Annotated in this window: 24 protein-coding genes; 15 read left to right on the top strand and 9 right to left on the bottom strand. The window is 60.8% G+C overall.

The features are described 5' to 3' along the window. Positions 1 to 6 precede the first annotated feature (6 nt). Together M0H32_RS11360 and M0H32_RS11355 are read left to right on the top strand one after the other, a co-directional pair. Complete coding sequence (locus tag M0H32_RS11360) at positions 7 to 942, top strand: ABC transporter substrate-binding protein (RefSeq protein ID WP_248153962.1); 936 nt, start codon at positions 7 to 9, stop codon at positions 940 to 942. Between the two features lie 42 nt (positions 943 to 984). Further along, positions 985 to 2,034, top strand: coding sequence for a FecCD family ABC transporter permease (locus M0H32_RS11355; protein ID WP_248153960.1), 1,050 nt, complete (start codon positions 985 to 987; stop codon positions 2,032 to 2,034). Here the strand turns inward: M0H32_RS11355 and M0H32_RS11350 are convergent. From M0H32_RS11350 to M0H32_RS11340, 3 genes are all read right to left on the bottom strand, one after another. Next, positions 1,991 to 3,232: an MFS transporter gene (locus tag M0H32_RS11350; RefSeq protein ID WP_248153958.1), complete on the bottom strand. Its 1,242-nt coding sequence runs from the start codon at positions 3,230 to 3,232 to the stop codon at positions 1,991 to 1,993. The two genes, M0H32_RS11355 and M0H32_RS11350, sit on opposite strands and share 44 nt — an antisense overlap. Positions 3,233 to 3,347: 115 nt before the next feature. Next, positions 3,348 to 4,301 (bottom strand): prenyltransferase/squalene oxidase repeat-containing protein, encoded by a 954-nt coding sequence (locus tag M0H32_RS11345; RefSeq protein ID WP_248153957.1) that lies wholly within the window; start codon positions 4,299 to 4,301, stop codon positions 3,348 to 3,350. Between the two features lie 150 nt (positions 4,302 to 4,451). Further along, on the bottom strand, positions 4,452 to 5,327 hold the full coding sequence (locus M0H32_RS11340; protein ID WP_248153955.1) for an SDR family oxidoreductase: 876 nt from the start codon (positions 5,325 to 5,327) through the stop codon (positions 4,452 to 4,454). A gap of 139 nt (positions 5,328 to 5,466) precedes the next feature. Between M0H32_RS11340 and M0H32_RS11335 the strand changes: the two genes are divergently transcribed. Beyond that, on the top strand, positions 5,467 to 5,898 hold the full coding sequence (locus M0H32_RS11335) for a winged helix-turn-helix transcriptional regulator (RefSeq protein ID WP_248153954.1): 432 nt from the start codon (positions 5,467 to 5,469) through the stop codon (positions 5,896 to 5,898). A 12-nt stretch (positions 5,899 to 5,910) separates the two neighbouring features. Here M0H32_RS11335 and M0H32_RS11330 read toward each other — a convergent pair whose 3' ends face one another. Beyond that, the gene (locus M0H32_RS11330) at positions 5,911 to 6,714 is read right to left on the bottom strand and encodes a helix-turn-helix domain-containing protein (protein WP_248153952.1); all 804 of its coding nucleotides are present in this window, start codon (positions 6,712 to 6,714) and stop codon (positions 5,911 to 5,913) included. Positions 6,715 to 7,079: 365 nt separating this feature from the next. On the opposite strand from M0H32_RS11330, the gene M0H32_RS11325 reads away from it, so the two are divergent. Beyond that, positions 7,080 to 7,463: an MAPEG family protein gene (locus M0H32_RS11325; RefSeq protein WP_248153951.1), complete on the top strand. Its 384-nt coding sequence runs from the start codon at positions 7,080 to 7,082 to the stop codon at positions 7,461 to 7,463. Positions 7,464 to 7,474: 11 nt separating this feature from the next. Here the strand turns inward: M0H32_RS11325 and M0H32_RS11320 are convergent, their stop codons facing one another. From M0H32_RS11320 to M0H32_RS11310, 3 genes are all read right to left on the bottom strand, one after another. Next, positions 7,475 to 8,224, bottom strand: coding sequence for a substrate-binding periplasmic protein (locus M0H32_RS11320; RefSeq protein ID WP_248153949.1), 750 nt, complete (start codon positions 8,222 to 8,224; stop codon positions 7,475 to 7,477). A gap of 150 nt (positions 8,225 to 8,374) precedes the next feature. Next, on the bottom strand, positions 8,375 to 8,836 hold the full coding sequence (msrB, locus tag M0H32_RS11315) for a peptide-methionine (R)-S-oxide reductase MsrB (RefSeq protein WP_248153948.1): 462 nt from the start codon (positions 8,834 to 8,836) through the stop codon (positions 8,375 to 8,377). A 143-nt stretch (positions 8,837 to 8,979) separates the two neighbouring features. Beyond that, positions 8,980 to 9,957, bottom strand: coding sequence for a GGDEF domain-containing protein (locus M0H32_RS11310; protein ID WP_248153946.1), 978 nt, complete (start codon positions 9,955 to 9,957; stop codon positions 8,980 to 8,982). 418 nt (positions 9,958 to 10,375) lie between these two features. Here M0H32_RS11310 and M0H32_RS11305 point away from each other — a divergent pair, with 418 nt between their 5' ends. From M0H32_RS11305 to M0H32_RS11270, 8 genes are all read left to right on the top strand, one after another. Beyond that, positions 10,376 to 12,769: a putative monovalent cation/H+ antiporter subunit A gene (locus M0H32_RS11305; RefSeq protein WP_248153945.1), complete on the top strand. Its 2,394-nt coding sequence runs from the start codon at positions 10,376 to 10,378 to the stop codon at positions 12,767 to 12,769. After that, positions 12,769 to 13,188 (top strand): Na+/H+ antiporter subunit B, encoded by a 420-nt coding sequence (locus tag M0H32_RS11300; protein ID WP_248153943.1) that lies wholly within the window; start codon positions 12,769 to 12,771, stop codon positions 13,186 to 13,188. Before M0H32_RS11305 ends, M0H32_RS11300 begins: the two co-directional genes overlap by 1 nt. Then, a complete protein-coding gene (locus M0H32_RS11295; RefSeq protein WP_248153942.1) occupies positions 13,188 to 13,565 on the top strand; it encodes a Na+/H+ antiporter subunit C in 378 nt (125 codons plus the stop codon). The genes M0H32_RS11300 and M0H32_RS11295 overlap by 1 nt, the downstream gene beginning before the upstream one ends. Before the next feature lie 5 nt (positions 13,566 to 13,570). Next, positions 13,571 to 15,160, top strand: coding sequence for a Na+/H+ antiporter subunit D (locus M0H32_RS11290; RefSeq protein WP_248153941.1), 1,590 nt, complete (start codon positions 13,571 to 13,573; stop codon positions 15,158 to 15,160). Continuing rightward, positions 15,157 to 15,633, top strand: a complete 477-nt coding sequence (locus M0H32_RS11285; RefSeq protein ID WP_248153939.1) for a Na+/H+ antiporter subunit E — start codon at positions 15,157 to 15,159, stop codon at positions 15,631 to 15,633. The genes M0H32_RS11290 and M0H32_RS11285 overlap by 4 nt, the downstream gene beginning before the upstream one ends. Beyond that, positions 15,630 to 15,986, top strand: coding sequence for a cation:proton antiporter (locus tag M0H32_RS11280; RefSeq protein ID WP_248153938.1), 357 nt, complete (start codon positions 15,630 to 15,632; stop codon positions 15,984 to 15,986). Before M0H32_RS11285 ends, M0H32_RS11280 begins: the two co-directional genes overlap by 4 nt. Continuing rightward, positions 15,983 to 16,327, top strand: coding sequence for a monovalent cation/H(+) antiporter subunit G (mnhG, locus tag M0H32_RS11275; protein WP_248153936.1), 345 nt, complete (start codon positions 15,983 to 15,985; stop codon positions 16,325 to 16,327). The genes M0H32_RS11280 and mnhG overlap by 4 nt, the downstream gene beginning before the upstream one ends. A gap of 318 nt (positions 16,328 to 16,645) precedes the next feature. Next, complete coding sequence (locus M0H32_RS11270) at positions 16,646 to 17,062, top strand: Ros/MucR family transcriptional regulator (protein ID WP_248153935.1); 417 nt, start codon at positions 16,646 to 16,648, stop codon at positions 17,060 to 17,062. 82 nt (positions 17,063 to 17,144) lie between these two features. Here M0H32_RS11270 and M0H32_RS11265 read toward each other — a convergent pair whose 3' ends face one another. After that, positions 17,145 to 17,576, bottom strand: a complete 432-nt coding sequence (locus M0H32_RS11265; protein WP_248153934.1) for a SufE family protein — start codon at positions 17,574 to 17,576, stop codon at positions 17,145 to 17,147. Positions 17,577 to 17,879: 303 nt separating this feature from the next. Further along, a complete protein-coding gene (locus tag M0H32_RS11260) occupies positions 17,880 to 18,242 on the bottom strand; it encodes a DUF5330 domain-containing protein (protein WP_248153932.1) in 363 nt (120 codons plus the stop codon). Positions 18,243 to 18,650: 408 nt separating this feature from the next. Between M0H32_RS11260 and M0H32_RS11255 the strand changes: the two genes are divergently transcribed. The 3 genes from M0H32_RS11255 to M0H32_RS11245 all read left to right on the top strand — a co-directional run bounded on the left by M0H32_RS11255 (position 18,651) and on the right by M0H32_RS11245 (position 21,567). After that, positions 18,651 to 20,327, top strand: coding sequence for a sensor histidine kinase (locus M0H32_RS11255; protein WP_248153930.1), 1,677 nt, complete (start codon positions 18,651 to 18,653; stop codon positions 20,325 to 20,327). Between the two features lie 74 nt (positions 20,328 to 20,401). After that, the gene (locus tag M0H32_RS11250; protein ID WP_248153929.1) at positions 20,402 to 21,100 is read left to right on the top strand and encodes a peptidoglycan-binding domain-containing protein; all 699 of its coding nucleotides are present in this window, start codon (positions 20,402 to 20,404) and stop codon (positions 21,098 to 21,100) included. 92 nt (positions 21,101 to 21,192) lie between these two features. Continuing rightward, entirely contained in the window at positions 21,193 to 21,567 is a 375-nt protein-coding gene (locus M0H32_RS11245) for a DUF1491 family protein (RefSeq protein WP_248153927.1), read from the top strand. Positions 21,568 to 21,585: the final 18 nt, after the last annotated feature.

Raw genomic sequence — 21,585 nt, 5'->3', positions numbered from 1 at the left:
TATTTCATGAATCGTCTGGTCCTCGGCCTGGCCGCGACGCTTGCTGCAAGTTCTGCAGTTGCTCAGACCACCGTTCAAAGCTGCGACCGCGAGGTCACCTTCGAGGCGCCGCCCAAAGCCGCCGTTTCCAACGACGTTAACCTCACAGAGATGATGCTGGCGCTTGGTCTGCGCGACCGGATGGCCGGTTATACCGGTATTTCCGGTTGGAAGACCCTGGATGAGGAGATGCGCGCGGGTGTCGCGGAACTGCCGGAGCTCTCGGAAAAATATCCGAGCAAGGAGGTGCTGATCGGCGCTGATGCGGATTTCTATTTCGCAGGCTGGAACTACGGCATGAAGGTCGGCGGAGAGGTGACGCCCGAGACTCTGGCGCCGTTCGGGATAAAGGTCTACGAACTGACGGAATCCTGCATTCATATCGGCGACAAGCCGAAGGCCTCCATGCAGGACATGTATAACGACCTGCTCAATCTCGGCAGGATCTTCGGCGTCGAGGACACTGCCTATGACCTGGTCGCCGCCTACAAGCTGGAACTGGACCGTATCACGTCCTCGATCGGCGCGGGCGGGAAACCCAGGCGGGTGTTTGTCTACGACAGCGGCGAGGACAAGCCCTTCACCGCCGGGCGCTACGCCATGCCGACTGCACTGATCGAGGCGGCTGGCGGCGTCAACGTGCTCGACGATTTCGACAAGAGCTGGGCGCGGGTCGACTGGGAGACCGTGGTCGACAAGAACCCGGAAGTGGTCGTGATCGTCAATTACGGCAGTGTCACCGCCGAGCAGAAACGGGGCTTCATGAAAAACAATCCGGCGCTGGCGGGTATCGATGCGGTGAAGAACGATCGCTTCGTCACTCTGGACTATGTCGAGGCAACGCCGGGGCCTCGCAACATCAGGGCAGTCAAAAAACTCGCCGAAGCCTTCCGGGGGGACTGAGCCTTGCTGATGCGACCGGCCGCCGGTCCCGGGACGGTTCCCATGAAGCCGGCACGCCGGTCTTGCCTTATGTCCACCGGCGGATTGTTGGTTCTCGGACTTGCCCTGCTGGTGCTTTCCATTGTGGTCGGCGTATCGGTCGGGGCGGTGTCCGTTCCGGCGGAGACCGTGTTGGGCATTGTCGCCAACAAGCTCTTTCCGGGAGCTGTCGAGCCGCTCTGGACGGCAGGACGCGAGGCGATTGTCTGGGAGATCCGTTTTCCGCGCGTGCTGCTGGCCGGTCTGGTCGGGGCCGGCCTTGCCATGGTCGGGGCGGCGCTCCAGGCGGTGACGCGCAATCCGCTGGCCGATCCGCATCTCCTGGGCATTTCGTCCGGCGCTGCGGCCGGTGCCATTCTGGCGCTGCTTCATACCGGTCTTTTCCTGGGGCTTCTGACCGTGCCGCTGATGGCGTTTGCCGGTGCGCTCGCCGCCACGCTGATCGTTCTGGGCGTTACCCGGTTCGCCTCGGCGACCAGCGCGGACAAGCTGGTGCTCTCCGGCGTTGCCGTTTCCTTTGTGATCATGGCCTTCGCCAATATCCTGATCTTTCTGGGCGATCCGCGGGCGACCCATACGGTGGTGTTCTGGATGCTCGGCGGGCTGGGGCTTGCGAAATGGAGCCACCTCTTGTTTCCGCTCGGCATTCTCGCGCTGACCACACCCTATTTTTTGGCGAAATCTGCGGATCTGAATGCCATGACCGTCGGCGACGAAACGGCGGCAACGCTTGGCATTCCGGTGGCCCGGTTCCGGTTGACGGTCTTCGTCTTCGGCGCATTGGTCACCGGCGTGATGGTCGCCTTTTCCGGGATCATCGGTTTTGTCGGCCTGATGATCCCGCATATCGCCCGGGCGCTTGTGGGCGGCAGCTACTTGCGTGTGCTGCCGGTCTCGCTGCTCCTCGGCGCGGTGTTCCTGATCTGGGCGGATATCCTGGCGCGCACGCTGATGGCGCCTGAAGACATGCCGATCGGCATCGTCACGGGCCTCATTGGAGGCGTGTTCTTTATTGCGCTGCTGCGATCGAAGGCCGGCGTCGGCGGCCGCTGAACAGGATGAACACCATGATCGCCATGTTGAGAAGGTTCCAGGCGATGCCGTTCAGGAAGGCCATGGAATAGGACCCGGTGAGATCGTAGATCCATCCGGAGAGCCAACCGCCAATGGCCATACCGAGGATGGTCGACATGATCACCAGGCCCACCCGCTGGCCGGCCTCGCGTGCCGGCAGGTATTCGCGCACGATCACGGCATAACTCGGCACAATGCCGCCCTGGGAAAGCCCGAAAATCAGCGACACTAGGTAGAGCGACGCGAGACCGTTGAACGGGATATATAAAAACAACGCCGCGCATTGCAGCACCGAGCCGATCAGAAGGGTTTTGACGCCGCCGATCTTGTCGGCAACGAAGCCGGACGCAAGACGGCTGATGATGCCGGCGCCAGTCATCAGCGCCAGCATGTCCGCGCCGGGGGCAACGCCGAAGCCGAGATCGACGCAATAGGCGACGATATGGACCTGGGGCATCGACATGGCGACGCAGCAACCGATGCCCGCCAGCACCAGCAGCCATTGCAGTGCCGAAGGTGACAGGCCGGTGGTTTGCGCGCCGAAGGCAGGGGTGCCGGGGGCTGTGGCAAAGGCGGTTTCGGGCGGCGGGCGGCGCAGGATCAGGGCAAGCGGCACCATGGTGATCAGGCATATCGCCGCGATCATCAGATAGGTCTCGCGCCAGTCGTGGGTCGCCAGGCTCCACTGGATGAAGGTCGGCCAGAGCACGCCGGCGAGATAATTGCCGCAGGCGGCGCAGGCAACGGCGAGGCCGCGGCGTTTCACGAACCAGTGCGAGATATCGGCGATCAACGGGCCGAAGGTGGCCGCCGTGCCAAGCCCGACCAGCACGCCCTGGGCAAGGGAAAACAGCCAGACATCCGGCGCAATCGCCGCCAGGGCAAAGCCCGCGCCGAGCGAGACGGCGGAACCGATCACCGGAGGCACGATGCCGAACCGGTCGACCACCCGGCCGAGCAGGTAATTGCCGGCGGCAAAGCCGAGCATGGTCGCCGTATAGGGCAGGGAGGCACCGGCCCGGTCAATGCCGAAATCGGCTTGGACTGCGGGCAGCACAACGACGACCGCCCACATGCCGGCTCCGCCGAGCGTGCTCAGCAGAATAGAAATGGCCAGGCGGAACCAGGCATAAGGGCCGTCCTGGATAAAAGGATCGGGCGCGGTGGCGATGGTCATCGGCAGCTTTCCGGAAACAGGTCTTCCTTGCCTAGCAGGTCGCGCGAGCCGGAACCAACAAATATCCTTGAAGCCATTGAACAGTTTTTGAGATGGGTGGTATGCACCTACGAACTCAATTTGAGGACGAGAGTGGCGGAATGTTTTCACAGACTTGCAGGTTTTCACCATACGTCTTCAGGATGCGCATGGCGATTAACGTTACCCAGCGGCTGGCTCGGCGTGGTGGTTCCATCACTACATGGACCTTGCCGGGAATAGCGGCGGCCCGAAGCCAGTAGCCCCCGGGCTTTCTTAGGGAAACCAGTTTTGCAAGCGCCTCAGTCATACGTGCGTCAAAGGTGGTTCCGTTGCTGCGGAAAGTGTCGAATGCCCTCAATGTGTTGTATTTCCAGCGTGCTGGAAAAACCGGATTTAAAAACTCGGTCTTGATGATTTCGCCAGTGCGGTGTGACCGGAACATGTACCGCGCCAAAATGGTTTCGGTGGCGCTCTGCAGGCCGTTCGTCACCTCATCAGACCTGTAACTATGTCCCTGTTTCAGATATTCGGAAAAACCTTCGATCACCGAAAGCGTGGAATGCAGCGAACTGACGTCGGCACCGGAGCGGTTGCGCATGCAGTTGAAGCCGCCATCGGCCATGCGCTCGCCGAGCAGGAAATCGACTATTGCTTCCAGCCGGGGGGTCTCAGTGCCGAAATAGGCGGCGTAGCTCAGGAAAAGAGCGTTTATGCAAACGTCACTCTTCCTGTCGCCAGGTGACACGGCGATGCCTCCGTCCATGCTTCTAGGACGGTTGAGGAGCCGATTTAGGCTTTCGGCGACGGTCGGGTGGCCGCTGGGAAAGCAAAGGGCCTTGAGATCAAGCAACGTGTAGTGACTGGACGTCCACATTGGCCGGTAGAAACCCTCTCCCCAGGAACCGTCGGCATTGCGCGCCTCTAGAAAGGCCTTGCCCCAACCTTCCTGGGGAATTCGCTCCTGCAGGTCCGGCCGGTTTTGTCCCAAGAGGTCTCGAAAAGTCTGAAAGGCGATCGAGGGATCGCCTTTCAGCAGCCACTGGATCACCTCAGAGTGTCCTGATAGGTCGAGTGGGAGAACTTGTTCTGGAGGTTGCTGCATGACGGCTTGTGACAGAGACCTTCGTTTCCGCCACAAGCCTAGCGTATTTCGAACGCCGTCGCAGTCCGGATGAGCCCGGATGAAATATCCGGGGGGTTAGCCCGCGATTTGTTGAGTCGGAACCTGCGCCAACGCCTCGGCGACGAAGTGGCTCAAGGTCCGCGTCGGATGACCGATCAGGGTCTCCAGATCTGTGGAGATGGTTTCGAGTTCACCGGCTGCCGTGCCCCTGTCGGCGTCGGCCAGGGCTTTGGCAAAGCCCTCGGGCAGACCGGCCTGGACCAGGATGCCCGCATAAACGTCTTCCGGCAGATTGTTGAAGGGGATCTCGCGCCCGCTCTGGCGGGAGAGTTCCGCGGCAAGGTCGCCGAGCGTGAAGGCGGGACGGCCGCCAAGTTCATAAGCGCGCGTTGAGAGATCGTCGCCCGAAACCACCCGGGCAGCCGCTTCCGCGTAGTCCGTTCGGCCGGCGGCGGAGATCTTGCCGTTGCCGGCAGCTCCGGCAACCGCGCCATGGGCGAGAGCCGCGGCGATCGATCCGGCGTAGTTTTCAACGTACCAGCCGTTGCGCAGCAGCGCGTGGGCGAGGCCGCTCTCGGCCAGCAGCAATTCGGTTGCCTTGTGTTCCTGGGCCAGGATCAGGCTCGAGACAGGCGTGTTCAAGATGCTGGTATAGGCGATGAAACGGACGCCGGCAGACTTGGCGGCGTCGATCACGGCCTTGTGCTGGGGCACACGTTTGCCGACCTCGGAGCCGGAAATCAGCAGCAGGCGGTCAACGCCGTCAAGCGCCGCGGCAAGGCTGGCCGGATCGTCATAATCGCCCTTGACGACCGTGACCTGGTCCGAGGCGAGATCCTGCGCCTTTTCCGGCGAGCGGACCAGGGCGCGGACCGGCGCGCCGGTCAGATTCGCCAGATGGTTCAGGACAAGACGGCCCAGCTGGCCGTTGGCACCCGTGACTGCGATCATCGTGTTTCTCCTTGGATGATGTGATCGGTGTTCCGTTCGGATGCGTCCCATGTAGACTGGGTACTTACTTTTTGTTAGTACGTACAAAAAGGTTAGTTTTGAGATTTTTGGATCTCGCTTGAAAAAGACAGGAAAACCGATGGCTGATGAGATCGAAACGCCGCTCGGATGTGCGCTCTCCGGCACCAGGCCGTTATCGGAGATTGTGCGACAGGGCGAACTCTTTAACCGCAACTGTCCGTCCCGGGAGGTTCTGAAACACCTGACCAGCCGCTGGGGCGTTCTGGTCCTAATCGCGCTTTTGGAGCGGGAACACCGGTTTTCCGAACTCAGGCGCAAGGTTGGCGGTGTCAGCGAGAAGATGCTGGCCCAGACGCTGCAGACGCTTGAGGCCGACGGTTTCGTCAACCGCTATTCGCATCCGGTGGTGCCACCTCATGTCGATTACAGCCTGACGCCGATCGGACGGGAAGTGGCGGGCAAGGTGCGCGATTTCGCCGACTGGATCGAGGTCAATATCGGCCGGATCCTGGCGGCACAGAACGGGCAGCGGACCGAGGAGCCCGCCTAGGTATCTCACTGCCTACTCGGCGGCCTTGAGACCTGCCTGGGCACCGGCGGCAAGCAGACAGGTTTCGGTGCCTTCGTCCATGGGCACCATCAGTTCGATGGTCATGCCCTCGATCACCGCATCCTGGACGGAGGCGAGCTGGCCGAGGAGAGAGGTGACCCGCAGCCGGCCGCCACCGGGCGCCATGACCTCGACGGGGACGAAAACCGGAACATCTTCCCGGAAGGTCTCGTCCAGTCCGTCCAGCAGACCGCTGGCGCGCGCTTCCTCAAGAAGGCTTTCAAGTTCGGGATCCTCGGCGGCTTCCTTATAGAGCCGCGCGGCAAAGATCGGCGCGGCTTCCCGCCAGTTCAGGATGCGTTCGCGAAAGGTCTCGGACAGGAAAATCCGGAAGAGATTTGGCGGCTCGTTCTGCGTTCCGGTGAAACCGGCAAGGAACAGTTTTCCGGGTGCGTTGGTGCGCAGGATGGTCCAGCGCTTGTCGAGCACATAGGCCGGGAAGGGCCAATGGGCGAGGAGCCGGGTCTCGATCAGGTCGAGCGCCTCGACCACGTCGTGCGAATCTTCCGCGCGGTGCTTGTAGGGGCTGGCAAAGCCGGCTGCCTCGAAAAGCACCTGGCTGCGGCCGACCGGCAGGGCCAGTTCCCGCTCGATCCGCTGGAGCATGTAGCGGCTGGGGGTAGCCCGGCCGGTTTCCAGGAAAGAGACATGACGCTGGGTGGAACCGAGCCTGTCCGCAAGACTCGCCTGCGACAGGCCGCGTTCCCGGCGGAGCGCTTTCAGGGTTTTGCCGAAGGGCGAGCTTTTTGTCGTCATCTGCCGGACCGCCTTATACCAACCGCAATAAACAGGAACCCATCTGACCGTATTTGGGGGCTGTTCGGCAAGGAGCAGGTTGCAGGGCGATACGGGGTATCGTCCAAAATCTGCGACGCGGCAGAACAACCTCCAAATGCGGCCTTCGGTGGCCTGCTCCGGCCCGCCGGACAGCATTGCGCCGCTTGAACGGCCAACCAGGCCGTCCTGCGCAACGCGCCTTGCCGGCCAATCCGGACCAGCGCCATCAGATCGGTTCCTGTTTATTGCGGTTGGTTTTATTCCCTGTGAAGGAATTGCCGAGGGTTTCAGAAGATTTAGGCTCCACGGCGAATTCGCGCAACACACGAAGACTGGAGCAATTGATGACCACCTGGATCCTGGCCGTTCTTCTTCTCTATCTGGCACAGATCTATCTCAGCGCCGTGCTCTTCCTGCCGGCGGAAAGCATCTGGCAGCATGCCGGCGGCCGCGATGTCCTGCCGGAAAAGGGCAAATATGCCGGCCGCTCCGACAAGGCTCTCGTCAACATGAAGGAAAACCTGCCGTTCTTTTTGGTGCCGGCGGTGCTGGCCTATGTCCTGCCCGGAACCGACATGGCGCTCGCCGTGACGGGGGCCAAGGTGTTTTTCTTTGGCCGGCTGGCTTATGTGCCCTTTTATCTCAGCGGCATTCCCGGTCCGCGCTCGCTCTCATACGGAGTCGCTTTTGTCGGTAACGTCCTGATGGCCTGGGCACTGCTGGGCTGATAGGGCAGCCGCTACTTGGAATATTGGTCGACGATCTGCCAGTAGCGCGGATCGCGCCAGACCCTGGAAACTGCCGCGGTCAGGCGGGCCCGGATTTCGGGATCCAGATCCTTGTTGGCGACCAGCCACTGGGTCCCGTGGGTCACCGGGGCGCCGATCACCAGATCCCGCGGATCGAAGCCCTGTTGCCGGTAGACGTAACTTGCCCGCATCGACATGGTGTACCAGGCGTCAATCCGGCCGGTCCGCAACATGGTGCTCATCTGTTCGGCCGTGGGGATCTCTTCAACATTGCGGATGCCGGAGCGCTGCAGGATCTGGCTGCGCTGGCTGCCAAGATGGACGCCGATGACCTTGCCCGTCTCGATGGCCTTTTCAAATGTGTCCAGTGGCTGATCCAGCGTGATAAAGGCGCTTTCCGTATAGATCAGAGGCGCAACATACTGGAACCTGTCCCGGCGGGCCTTTGAATAGGCGGCGGTGAACAGCAGGGATCCAGAGGTGGTCTCGGCAAGAATCTGGGCGCGTTTCCAGGGGGCGAACCGGATGTCGAGTTCGACGCCGGCCTCTTCGGCCACAAGTTCCATCAGCTCGACGGCGATGCCCTTTTGCCGCTCGTCAATGGACAGGGGCGGCAGGTAGCCGGTGAACGCGGTCAGCCGCAGTTTGGCGTCCGCTTGAAGCGGCGAGGCCATCAACAGGGCAAATCCGGCCACCAGGATGCGGACACAAGCAGTGGAATATCTCCGCAGAAAAGACAAGGAAACCCCCGAGCGATGTTTTTATCTCATCGCTATTTATGCCTAGGTTTTGTAACTGAAGTCTAAAATTCCGAAGAGTTTTTTCCGCGTTACTTGATGCAATGCCCCGGTCAGCGCACCGGCCGGGGGTTTTGACTGTCTGCTGCCGGGTTACGTCTGACCGTCTTCGCCGCCCGAAGGCTTTTGACCGCCGTGAACGAAGCTCATGGCATGGCCATTCATGCAATAGCGCAAGCCGGTTGGCCTCGGGCCGTCCGGAAAGACATGGCCGAGATGGGCATCGCAATTGTTGCAGCGGATCTCGGTGCGGATCATTCCGTGGGACTGGTCTTCCAGCTCCCGGATGGCTTCCGGGTGTACGCTCTCGAAAAAGCTCGGCCAGCCGCAGCCGCTGTCGAATTTGGTGTCCGACATGAACAGTGGCGTGCCGCAGCACACGCAGTCATAGCGGCCGATCAGGGAATTGTCCCAGTAGGGACCTGTAAAGGGACGCTCCGTGCCGGATTGCCGCGTCACGTAGAACTGTTCCGGAGTCAGCTGCTCCATCCATTCCGCAGTGGTCTTCTTGACCTTGGGTGCCGCGCTTCGCTTGTTGGTTGCATTGTCGCTCATGGTGCACTTCCTTTTGGTCTTTTTCAGAGACATAGGCGCACAACCGCGTGTCGGCAAGCCGTTCCGAATAACGTCTCCGTCAACGACAAGGCACCGTGGCTTGGATGTATCGCGCAGTCATCGCCTGGCAATTGGGCAGGATGTTACCGCGACAGGAAATTCATTACGGACTTGACCCGGTTGCCGCCTTCCTGGCGGGCTTGGAAGACGCAGTTTTCCGCGGCCGCCAGGATAAATTCCGAGCTTTCCGCCACGCCGGTCTGGTCGGCAACAGCACAGGCGGCGCCGACGGAGGCTGTCACGACGCCATTGCCGGCGGTGTTTTCCGGATTGGGAATCCCGAGATCCTGGATGGCGATGTGGATATAGGCGCTGATGGTCTCGGCGCCCATCTCATGGGTGCGCGGCAACAGCAGCGAGAATTCGGAGGTCGCGGTGCGGGCGGCGATGTCGGCCGGGCGGCGGGCCGTTTCCTTTAAGGTGTTGGCGACCTTGTTGAGGCAGTCTTCCGCAGCGCTTGGTCCATATTGGTCGGCGAGGGCCTCAAACCGGTCAAGCGACACCTTGATCAGGCTGGTATGGGTTTTTTCGCGCAGGGCAATCGCCCATTCCCGTCTCAGACTGTCTTCGAAAGCCCGGCGGTTATAAAGACCGGTCAGCGGATCCGTCTGGGTCGCGGCGTCGAGCAGCCCTTCAAGCTCCTTGCGCTTGGCGATGCTGCGGAAATAGACCGCAAAGGCATAGGGCTGACCGGAGGGATCTTCCAGAAGGTGGGTGGTCACCTCGGCCCAGACCAGAGAGCCGAAGGCGGATCGGAGCTGCAGGTCGGCATGGGGCAGGGGGGCGTCGAGATCGCCGGCGCCTGACAGGATCCGGTGCAGCAGTTCGGCATCTGCATTGGAGCTGCCGATATAAACAAGATCGCTCAGATGGTCGGTGAACTTGTCGGCGCTCCAGCCAAACAGCCGTTCCGCAGCGGGGGACATGAAGGCCAGCTCACCGCCGAGCGACAGCAGAACAACGGCATCTCCGCTGAGTTTGACGAGCGTTTCGAAATCGATGCTGGTCGGGTGGAGCAATCTCTGCCCGGCAGGGGTTTCCTTGTTGCTGTCCAACACCATCTTCGCCTCGCACAGAGTTCTGTCGGCAACACATCGCTACCCTGAAACTCAACGGCATTCACGCTGTGAAATCAAGTGGCAAGGGTGGTCTGCACGTAGTGCCGACGGCAAAGAACGGCGCAGAATTGACCAGCCTGTGTGTATTTTTCCGACAATCCGTCAGCGAACGCGTCTTTATCTGGCTGGCGCATAAGCAAAAATGGCACGGGAAAAACCAAGGGATCTAGAGCGTGGCTACGCTGACGCAAGTAGCGGGCCGAAAAAATTCGAAAAACGGCAGTGCCAAGCTTGAAGACGCAAAATCAACTGCCTAAGACATGTGCTAACCCGTTTCGTCCCGCTATTATCCGGTGGGTCAGCGCTGATTCTATTTGATCGGCGGTCGCCGTTTCTTGTTTACCTGCAACGAAAGTTCAGCATGACGCCAGCAATGATCGACGACACCACTCTTTATGCTGTGCTCGCCCCCTTTGCCGCGGCCGTGGTCGCGCCGGCCCTGACGCGCTGGTTCAAACACAATGCCGCCTGGCCGCTGGCGCTGGTGCCGGCGCTGATCTTTCTGCATTTCACCGGCTTCATCGAGCCGGTGTCGCAAGGCGAGCGCTTCGTGGCCAGCATGGCCTGGGCACCGAGCTACGGCGTGAATTTCTCGGTCTATGTGGACGGGTTGTCGACGCTGTTCGCACTGCTGATCTCCGGGATCGGCACGTTCATCATTCTCTATGCCGGCGGATATCTCAAAGGCCATCCCCAGCAGGGGCGGTTCTTTTCATTCCTGTTCATGTTCATGGGCGCGATGCTCGGCCTGGTGCTGTGCAACAACCTGATCTCCCTGTTCATCTTCTGGGAGCTGACCTCCGTCACATCGTTCCTGCTGATCGGCTTCGATCACCTGCGTGCCGCCTCGCGGCGGGCAGCGATCCAGGCGCTGGTCGTCACCGGCGGCGGCGGGCTGGCCCTGCTTGCCGGCTTTATCCTGATCATCTCGTCGACCGGCGAAATCGAAATGTCGGTGCTGCTGGCCTCGCCGGACATCATCAAGGACAGCGGGCTCTATCTGCCGATCTTCCTTCTGGTACTGGGCGGTGCCTTCACCAAATCGGCGCAGTTCCCGTTCCATTTCTGGCTGCCGAACGCCATGGAAGCGCCGACGCCCGTGTCGGCCTATCTGCACTCCGCCACCATGGTGAAGGCCGGCGTCTACATGCTGATGCGTACCCAGCCGCTGCTGGGAGGAACACCGGAATGGACCACGGTGTTGCCGATCTTCGGCGGCTTGACGCTGCTGGTGGGCACGATCCTGGCGGTGCGCCAGACCGATCTGAAACTGATGCTGGCCTATACCACCGTCGCCTCGCTCGGGCTCCTGGTGATGCTGACGGGCACAAGCCACGAGAAGGCCCTGGAAGGCGCTGTGCTTTATCTGCTGGCGCATTCGCTCTTCAAGGGCGCGCTGTTCATGGTCGCCGGCACCATCGATCACGAGGCCGGCACCCGCGATATCACCAAGCTGGGCGGCTTGCGCGCGGCCATGCCGATCACCTGTATCGCAGCCGCGCTGGCGGCACTGTCCATGGCCGGTCTGCCGCCCTTCATCGGCTTCATCGCCAAGGAAGTGCTTTATTACGGCACCACCGGCTGGCTCGAGCTCTTTGGCCTGCCGCTCACGATCACAGCTGTCGTCGGCAATGCCCTGATGCTCGTCATTGCCGCGGCCGTCGCAATCAAACCGTTCTACGGACCCAAGGTCGACACACCGAAACACGCCCATGAAGGCCCTGTGTTGTTGTTTGCCGGTCCTGTTGTGCTCTCCGTTCTCGGCTTGGGACTGGCTGTGATCGCCCACACCACCGGCGAGCTCTTTGTCGGCCCGACCCTGTCCTCGCTGATGGGCGAACCCACGACGGTCGAACTGCATCTGTGGCCAACCTATATCATCGGCAACATTCCGCTTTATCTGTCTCTGGTGACCATCGGTCTCGGCATCGTGCTGTTTACCCAGATCGATCGGCTGCGCAGTCTGATCGCCGGCATCCTGACGGCCATCGGCTGGGGGCCGGACAAGGGCTTCGACCAGTTTGTCGCCGGCATTGTCGGCTTCTCCGGCTGGATCACGCGGCGCCTGCAGTCGGGCAAAATGCAGACCTACATGATCCTGACCTTCATTTTTGCCGGTCTCGCCGTGTTGCTGCCGGGTTATCTCACCAACAGTTTCCCGGCTATGCCGAAGCTGCCTGAATACCGCTTCTACGAATGGGGCATCCTGCTGATTGCTGTTCTCGGGCTGATCGCGGTGCTGATCGCCAAGACGCGCCTGACCGCCATCGTCTCTCTGGGCGTGCAGGGGTTTGCCGTCGCCCTGATCTTCATGATGTTCGGCGCGCCGGATCTTTCCTTCACCCAGTTCATGGTGGAAACCCTGTCGGTGGTCATTCTGGCCCTGGTCATGACACGGCTCAACCTGTCGCCGAGCGATCACCGTCCGCTGACAGCGGCGCTTGGAACTGGACTTGTTGCGGTCGCGGTCGGCCTCGGGTTGTCGCTCACCTTGCTGGCGATCACGCAGCAGCCGTTCGATCGCCAGCTGTCGGACTTCTTTACAGAATACAGCCGGTCGATCGCGCATGGCCGCAACATCGTCAACGTGATCCTGGTGGACTTCCGCGGCATTGATACGCTCGGCGAGATTGCCGTGGTCGTTCTTGCGGGTCTGTGCGTGCTGGCGCTGATCCGGATACGCACCAAACCGGACAAACCGGCGGAGGCGGCAGATCAAGGCGCCACGCAGGCCAGACCGGCGGAGGCACGCTGATGCGCACGATCATCTTCCGCACCATCGCGCCTTACCTGTCCGCGCTCATGGTCCTGTTTTCGATCTTTGTGCTGTTGCGTGGCCATAACGAGCCGGGGGGCGGGTTCATCGGCGGGCTGATCGCCGCGTCCGCGCTGGCGATCTTCGGGGTCGCCTGCGGCGTCGCCTCGGTGCGCCGCGCGATCGTGTTTCATCCAATGGGCATTGCCGGTTTCGGCCTGTTCATTGGCGCTCTGGCTGGCATTGTTTCGTTTTTCAAGGGGCAACCCTTCATGACCAGTCAGTGGTGGTACCTGAAGGTCTTCGGCGTCGAGATTCCGCTGTCGACACCGCTCATCTTCGATATCGGCGTTTACCTGGTGGTGGTCGGGGCGATCGGGTCGATTGCGCTGGCGCTCGAGGAAAGGGAGTCCGACTGATGGAAACCGGTGTTGTTGTCCTGATCGGGCTGTTTTTCACCGTCGCGGTCTACCTGATGCTGTCCAAACAACTTGTGCGGATGCTGCTTGGCATTGCCATCCTGGGCAATGCCGTCAACATGCTCATCTTCACAAATGGGCGGCTGACCCGGGAAGTGCCGCCGCTTATTCCCGACCATCTTTATATGCCGGTCGAGACGACGGCCAATCCGCTGCCACAGGCCCTGGTGCTGACCGCAATCGTGATCTCGTTCTCGTTTTTCGCTTTCCTGCTTGTGCTGGCTTTCCGGGCCTATCAGGAACTGGGCACGGACGAGGTCAACGAAATGCGCATCGCCGAACCTGAAAACGACCAAACTCCGCCGCAAGGGTACTAAGTTTAATGGCCGGTTCTCCCGTTTCCGTCGACTATTCCCAGGCCATGAACCTGTCAGCGGTTCCGGCTGGCGACTGGCTGGTCGTTGCGCCGACGCTAATCACGCTTCTGGGCGGCTCGCTCTGCCTGATGCTGCGCAAGAATACCGATCTGCAGCCCAAACTCGGCATCGGGTTCCTGGCGCTGCTGGTGCTGGCCAATTTCGGCCTGCTGGTCCGGGTGCTCGACTATGGCGTGATCTCCATGGTGATGGGCAGCTGGCTGCCGCCCTTCGGCATCGCCTTCACGGTGGACGCACTTGGCGCGACCCTGTCGCTGATCGGGTCCATCGTGGCGCTCTGCGCCGGTATCTACGGTGCGGCATCGGTCGACAATACCGGGCGCCGATACGGCTTCTATCCGTTCCTGCTTTTGCTGATGACCGGCGTCTGCGGCGCGTTCATCACCGGCGATATCTTCAACCTCTATGTCTGGTTCGAGGTGCTGCTGATCTCGTCCTACGGCCTGCTGGTGCTCGGCAATGACCGGATCCAGCTCGATGGCGCGGTCAAATACGGTGTGCTCAACCTGATCGGCACCAACCTGTTCCTGATCGCAACCGGCCTGCTTTACGGGATCTTCGGCACGCTCAACATGGCCGACCTGGCGCAGAAAGTGGCTGCACTGGACAACCCGGCCTCCGGCACCCTGGCGACCGTCGCTGCGCTCTATTTCCTCGCTTTCGCCATGAAGGCAGCTGCGTTTCCGGTCAATTTCTGGCTGCCGGCGTCCTATCACACGCCCAATGTCGTGGTGTCCGCGGTGTTTGCGGGTCTGCTGACCAAGGTTGGTGTCTACGCGCTGATCCGTGTCTTCGTGCTGATCCTGCCGGCCTCTCGCGGCTATATGGCCGACGTCATCGCCCTGGTCGCCATTGCCACCTTGCTGACCGGCGCACTTGGCGCGCTGGCCCAGAGCGAGCTGCGGCGCCTGTTCGGCTATCTGGTGATTGCCGGGATCGGCTCGATGCTGGCAGGTGTTGCCGTAGGCTCAACGCTCGCCGTGTCCGGTGCCATTTTCTACGCGGTCCATTCCATCATCGTGATGACGGCGCTTTATCTGGCCGCCGGTATCATGAACCTGATGAGTGGGTCCTATGATCTGAGGAAGCTCGGCGGGCTCTATCAGAAGAGCGCCGGCTTTGCCGGTGTCTTCCTGGTGCTGGGCTTCGCGGTCTCGGGCCTGCCGCCGTTTTCCGGGTTCTGGCCGAAAGTGATCCTGGTGGATGCGGCCTTTCAGGACGGACGGGCCTGGCTCGGCGCAGCCATCCTGGTCAGCGGGTTCCTGACGACCCTTGCCATGGGCCGGGTGTGGATCTACGCCTTCTGGCGCGGCGGGCCGGAAGGCACGCCCGACGGCCAGTCGGTCGCGGCGGCCGGAACGGATACGGGGCAATTGTCCGGTGCCGCGGTGTGGCTGCCGATCGGCATCCTCACCGCACTCGTGGTTTATTTCGGTCTTCAGCCGGAATGGATGCTGGAACTGTCAACGCAGGGGGCGACCGGCGTGGTCGAGCCGCTCGGCTATCTGCGTTCGGTCTTTGGAGGTGAGGGATGACCAGTCTCTTTCTCATCAATATTCTCCTGATGCTGGCCTGGGCGGCTGTCACGGGCAGTTTTTCGGAAGTCAATCTGGCGTTCGGCTTTCTGCTCGGGTTCGGGGCATTGTTCCTGATCCGCGAACAGGTCGGCACGGGCGAATATACCAACCGGGTCGCGAAAGGGTTCGCCCTGGCGCTGCTGTTTGTCTATGAGCTGGTCCTGTCCGCCTCGCGTGTGGCCATGATCGTGCTCAGGCCGCAGATCAAGCTGCAACCGGGCATCATCGCCTTTCCTTTGACCGTCGATCGGGATTTCGAAATAACCATGCTCGCCAACCTGATCACGCTCACGCCGGGAACCCTGTCGGTGGACGTCTCCGAGGACCGCAAAATCCTCTATGTGCACTGTATCGATGTGCCCGACCCTCAGGCGACAATCGACGACATCAAGAACGGTTTTGAGCGCAAGATCCTGGAGGTGTTCCGATGACACCTTTCGAAACGTTCGCCTCGAACTTCATGCATGTCAGCGTGCATATTGCTCTGGCTCTTCTGACGATTTCCTTCTTCGTGATCGTTTACAGGACCGTGAAGGGCCCGGGCCTGCCGGATCGTGTGGTCGCGCTCGACATGCTTGTTGCCGTCGGTATCGGCTTCATTGCCGCCATCGGCGTGTCGACGGGGTATTACCTCTATATCGACATTGCCATCACGCTCGGCCTGGTGGGTTTTCTGGCGACCGTGGCATTCGCGCGTTTTGTGCTCAATCGGGGGATGGCAGGCGACAAGACCATTATGGATGAGGTCGAAGACAGCATCAAACGCAGGGAGGCTGGCCAATGAACCCGTTTGTCGAAATCATTACGGGCCTCATGCTGATCATCGGTGCCAGCTTTGCTCTGGTGGCCTCCATCGGGCTGATCCGGCTGAAAGATGTTTACATGCGCATGCATGCGGCCTCAAAGGCGGGAACGCTAGGATCCGGCGTCATGCTGCTGGCGCTGGCCGTCCATGCCAGCGATCTTGCCGTAGTCACACGCGCGATTGCCGGGGTCGTCTTCTTTCTGCTTACCGCCCCAATTTCGGCCCATTTGTTGGCAAAAGCTGCTTACGCTGCGGGATACCGCCCTTGCGCCGATACCAAGGAAGACGCCCTTGCCAAGAAGGTCCATCCGGACGGCTGAAGCGCCAAGAGGGCTGCTTTCCCTGGAATAGTCCGCTGTCAGGACAATACTATCCGTCCATTGTCTAACTAGGCTCCCGGGAAGCGGCCAATATTTATAGAATTTGATTTTTATTGCGACTATGCGATTATTATTTGAATTCCGGGGTTGTCGTTTATGAGGGACGGCGATATAAGGCTGTGACGATTGCCTGCAAAGTAGAATCGTTATTGATTTTCGGCTCCGTAAGTATCGTTTTTTCTAGATGCCCCTTCGGACGTCCGCTTTTGCAGGTAAACACCGAAACAAATTTTAAAATCAGTAGAGAACGGGTGAAAAATGACTGACAGTCCGGTGGATGCAAACCTGATTGATCTTACGGCGGACATCGTGTCGGCCTATGTGAGCAACAACACAGTTGCATCAACAGATCTGCCAGGCCTGATCAACGAAGTGTATGGCGCTCTTCAGAAGACGGCCAACGCCTCCAGCGAACCGGAGCCGGAGCCGCTTAAGCCCGCCGTGCCGGTCAAGAAGTCGGTCATGCCGGACTTCATCATCTGTCTCGAAGACGGCAAGAAGTTCAAGTCGCTGAAGCGTCACCTGCGCACTCACTACAACATGACCCCGGAAGAGTATCGGGAAAAGTGGGACCTGGGCGCCGACTACCCGATGGTTGCTCCGAATTACGCGGCGGCCCGGTCGGAACTGGCCAAGAAAATGGGTCTCGGCCAGCAGCGCAAGCGCTCCAAATAAGCCCGACCGCAACGTGAAATTTGAAAAGGGCCGCCCTCGGGACGGCCCTTTTTGTGTCTTTATTCGTTGACTTTGTGGAGCGTCAGGCCGCTTCGAGGGCCTGCTGGGCGTCCGTGCGGATGCGGCCGACCATGGAGCGCAAACCGTTGGAGCGCTGCGGGGTCAGGTGATCCTGCAGGCCGAGCTGGGCAAAGACCGCCTCGACGTCGGTTTCCAGAATGTCTTTCGCGGCTTTGCCACTGAAGAGGGCCGTGACGATCGCCACCAGCCCCTGCACGATCAGCGCGTCGCTGTCGCCCTTGAAGGAAAGCACCGGCGAACCGTCCGGCGCTTTTTCGACCGAGGTGATCAGCCAGACCTGCGACACGCAGCCGCGCACCTTGTTGGCGTCGGTTTTTTCCCCGTCCGAGAGCGGGGGCATTTCCTTGCCCAGGTCGATCAGATATTTGTACCGGTCTTCCCAGTCGTCGAGAAAATCAAAGGTCTCAAGGATTTCGTCTAGGCTGGTTGTCATGGCACCGGTCTTTGAAAGTCGTTTCCGCCTTCATATAGCCTGTGGGCGCGAATGTGCAAACCATGCGGTTACCTGTGCGGGGCACCGATGGGCCAGGGCGGTCTGTTTTGGCGGGAAGTGGTGAGGGGCGGACATAAAAATACGCCGCAGATGGAATGGGCAGCTTTCCATCTGCGGCGCAGCGGAACGAACCGCTGAAGTGAAGCCGTCTTGGCGATGCCGCTGCGCGGCACCGCTCCAGCGGGGGCGCAATCGACCGTTGTCAGGCCCAGGAGGTCGTAGGGCCTTGCACGGTCTTACCGCTCAGGTGTTTAGACCCAAGCGGGGTTTGGGCCGTGGCACCGGCCCAAAATCTGTCTCAACTGCGGAGACGTTGTTCAAGTCCGGCTGCCAAGTGGCACTGCCGGCCAGTTTCTGGTCCGCCGGTGCGGCCGGTGCGGAAGCCGTGGAACCGGTTACCAGGGATTCAGCTCCGGAACCGTCCGCAATCTGTGTGTCGAGGAATTCGTAGACGATCCGCGCGCCGTCGCGGGCGCGGCTGCCGATTGCCGTGAGCGCATTGCCTCCGGTTTCGCAAGCCTGCGGGTTGCGCCCGCAAAAACCGCCGATATCCGACACCGTTGCCTGCGCCGCCAGGAAGGCGGACACCGGATCCACTTTTTCCACCGTGGTGCTTTCCTGTTCCGAACCCAATGGGATCAGAACCAAAACCAAGGTGAGCCAAAAGGCCGTCCTCAAGAGAAAGAACATGTCGCTACCCATAGTCTGTTCTGCTTTGCGCGTCTTTGTGCCACTGACGCGCTTGTTATGAGGGCACCATAACAGCGACATGAGAATGCCCGGTTGAACCGGAAGGTCTAATTTTCATAAAATAAATCAGGTATTTAGCGCAAGTTTTCTGAAAAATTGAGTCAAATTTGAACGAATTTGCATCAAGCCCCTGAAAACAAAAGTTTTTCGGAAAAAAACGGCGATCCGAATTCATCCTTTATCGTTCCTTAAGTGCTCCGGCACACAATACCCTCACAAAGGCTGCGAGCGGCGGGAAGTGCCGGTGTTGTTTGGTAGAGTAGAGTGCGTAACCTTCTGAAATTCATGCAAGATTTTGTGGGCCTTTGGATGGTTCGTGTCGACGGGATGATTCATCCCTCAGCAGCGGGCGATCCGATTCTTGCGCCCTTGCACCGGTCCTTCCTGATCAGCAGTATATTGAGCGGCGTCGCGGCCCTGATCGTGCTGCCCCTGCATCTCGCCCTGGCGGGGCCGCCGCACGCAGCAGTGCTGCTGGTGCTCACTTGGATGATGAGCCAATGGCCGCTGGCACTGTTCCTCTCGCGCTCGGGCGCATTGAACCGGACCATTTGTCTGTCGTCCTGCCTTTTCGCGTGTCTGGTGGCAACGATCTGCCTGCTGACAGGAGGATTGCGGTCTTTTGCTTTGCCATGGTTGCTGGTCCCCGTGATGGAGACGGCTTTTGCGACGAACCGGAAAACGCCTCTTCTGGTGGCTGTGCTGTGCACCGGCCTTGCCGGTGGTCTTGCTTTGCTTCCGCTGCCGGAGATGCAGATCGCCGCTTCCGATCGCGACATTCCGCTCTACACCGCGCTGGGTGCACTGATTTACGCCGGCGTATTAAGCCTCCGACTGACCCTCGACCGATTGCTGGCGCGCCGCGCCGTCGGACGGACGCAGTCCCGTTTGGACATGATCGCGCAGGGCAGCAGCGACGTTGTCTGCGACCTCGCACAAGACGGCGCGATCCGCGTTTTGGGCGGTTCTGTCGCCGGGCTCATTGGCGCGTTTCCTGTCGACGAAGGTGAAGACTGGCTGTTCCCGCGCCTTCATGTCGCCGACCGGCCGCTTTATCTGACCCACTTGTCCGAGGCCCGGCACAACGGAGAGGCAAAAAGGTTCACAGTCCGGGTGCGTGTCGGTGCCTCCCGTCCAGGGGAAACCGGTCTGCCTGAGTATCGTCACCTGATACTGAAGCTCCAGCAGTCCCAGCTTGAGTCCGGGGGCGCACCTGACCAGCAGAGCAGGCTCATCCTTACCTTGAGCGCGACTGCTGCCCGCACGTCGGAGAATACCGTCGCGCCGTCTCAAGTGAAGCCTGGCCAGGAAGTCTCGCAGCCGGATGTTGATGACGGAAGCAAGTTCGGTGAGCAGCCTGTGTTGTCCGGTTGTCTGATCCGTTCTGACGACCTGGCCGCAACCGGTGAAGCCGCGTTCAGCGCGGACAGAGATTTCGCACATATGCCGGCTCGGCTTCCCGAAACAGGAGCTGCTCCCGGTAAAGGGGGCGTGGCCGGAAGTGTCGACATTTCCGCCTGCCTGGAACAGTGCCGCGATTTGCTGTCGCCAGTGGCCTCGCGCAGAAGCGTCATGCTCGATCTGGCGGCTGGCAGCGACCTGCCGATGGTGGCCGTCAACGCGAAATCCGTGCGCCAGGCACTCTATTTCCTCCTGGCTGACATGATCGAGACCTGCGGCGAGGGGGCTTTGATCACCGTTTCGGCCAAGTGTGAGTCCGCCGGCCTCGACTGCGTGCTCTCCGTCCGGAACCGGCCGTCCGGCTTGCCCTGGTGTGCCGACGGTTCCGAGTTGGTCTTCGACAGCGCGTTGTCCCTGCTGGAGAGCGCAGGCGGGCATCTGTCGGTGCGCGCGGTGGCGGGCCAGGGAGATTGCGTGGTCGTTCATCTGCCGCTCGGCGCCCCGTCGAAGGCGGCCAATCCTATGGCCAGGACGGCATAGGCGGCGGCATGGCAAAATCGAGAAAAACCGCAAAACAATCCAGGACCCAGCCGCCTAGCCAGTCTGAGAGCTTCATGTCGAGAGCCGGTCACGTCGCGCTCGACAATCCGGTTGCCGCCGGTGGCACGGTGGTGATGGGCCTGACCGCATGTCTGATCATCGCCAATGCGGTCGGATTGCAGCCGGGCCGCCATCCGGCGCCGCTGTTTGCGACACGTGAGCGGCCGGACGCGTTGCAGCTTCCCGAGCCTGACGGGCGCAGCCCGGGACTGCAGATCCAGGAAATTTCCACGCTTGTCCTCGATCTCCAAATCTCTCTGCGCAAGATCGGTCTCTATGAAGGCCCGTTGGACGGCCTCAATGGCCCGGCGACGGAACGCGCGATCCGCGCTTTCGAGCGGCGCGCGGGACAGGTTGAAACAGGCGAAGCCAGTGAAGCCTTGCTCGCGCTGGTGCTGCTTCAGGGGGATGCGCCGGAGACCGGTCTGGTGCCGGTGCCCCGCTCAAAACCCGGTTTCTCGGGCACCGTTCAAAACAACGCGGCGGCCGAGACCGAGGCCGGCGTCGACGCCGACCCGCATCTGATGAAGATCCAGAAGGCGCTGTCCGAACTTGGCTACGGTCCGCTCAAGGCGGATGGGCTCATGGGAGCGAACACGACCGCGGCGATCAGGCGCTTCGAGTTCGACCGCGGCCTGCCGATGACGGGCACGCCGGGACCAAAGGTCATTGAGCGCCTGGAAATGGTCAGCGGCCGCAAACTCTCTGGATAAAGTCAGCCAGCTTGTGCACTGAAGCCAACTGACCTAAATCTGCCTTTCCCGGGCATGCGCAGCAGTGCTGCTCGAACGGATTGGAAGGCTGGATGCGGGTCACGTCGGAATTTTTTGTCAGCGCCTTGGTGCGCCGCATTTTCGGGGAGGGGGGCTTTGCCGCCGTCACCAAACGCGGCGCGGCGGAAGCCGGCGCGGTGTTTGTCTGCGTCGACCGACTGGATGGAACCTTCGATTTTTACGGTCCCGCCCCCCAGGCGATGTTCGCAGGCCAGCCGCAGGGCCGCCTGTTCGAATGCGTTTTCGAAAAATCGGACCGGGACGCAGTCGACAGCCGTCTCAAAAGCGAAGCCCGGATGGATCCCGACTATTGGCTGGTCGACATCGAAGCCCGGGACGGACAAATCGATCTTCCCTTGGCTGATGAAGAAAAACCGGATCCAGGCGCAGGCCTGTTCCGGTTCTGAGTGCTTGTTGCGAGACCT

It is taken from the genome of Roseibium sediminicola, assembly GCF_023156505.1.
GTDB lineage: Bacteria > Pseudomonadota > Alphaproteobacteria > Rhizobiales > Stappiaceae > Roseibium > Roseibium sediminicola.
Note: the sequence above shows the minus strand (reverse complement) of the source record. Positions and strands in the feature narration are given on the sequence as shown.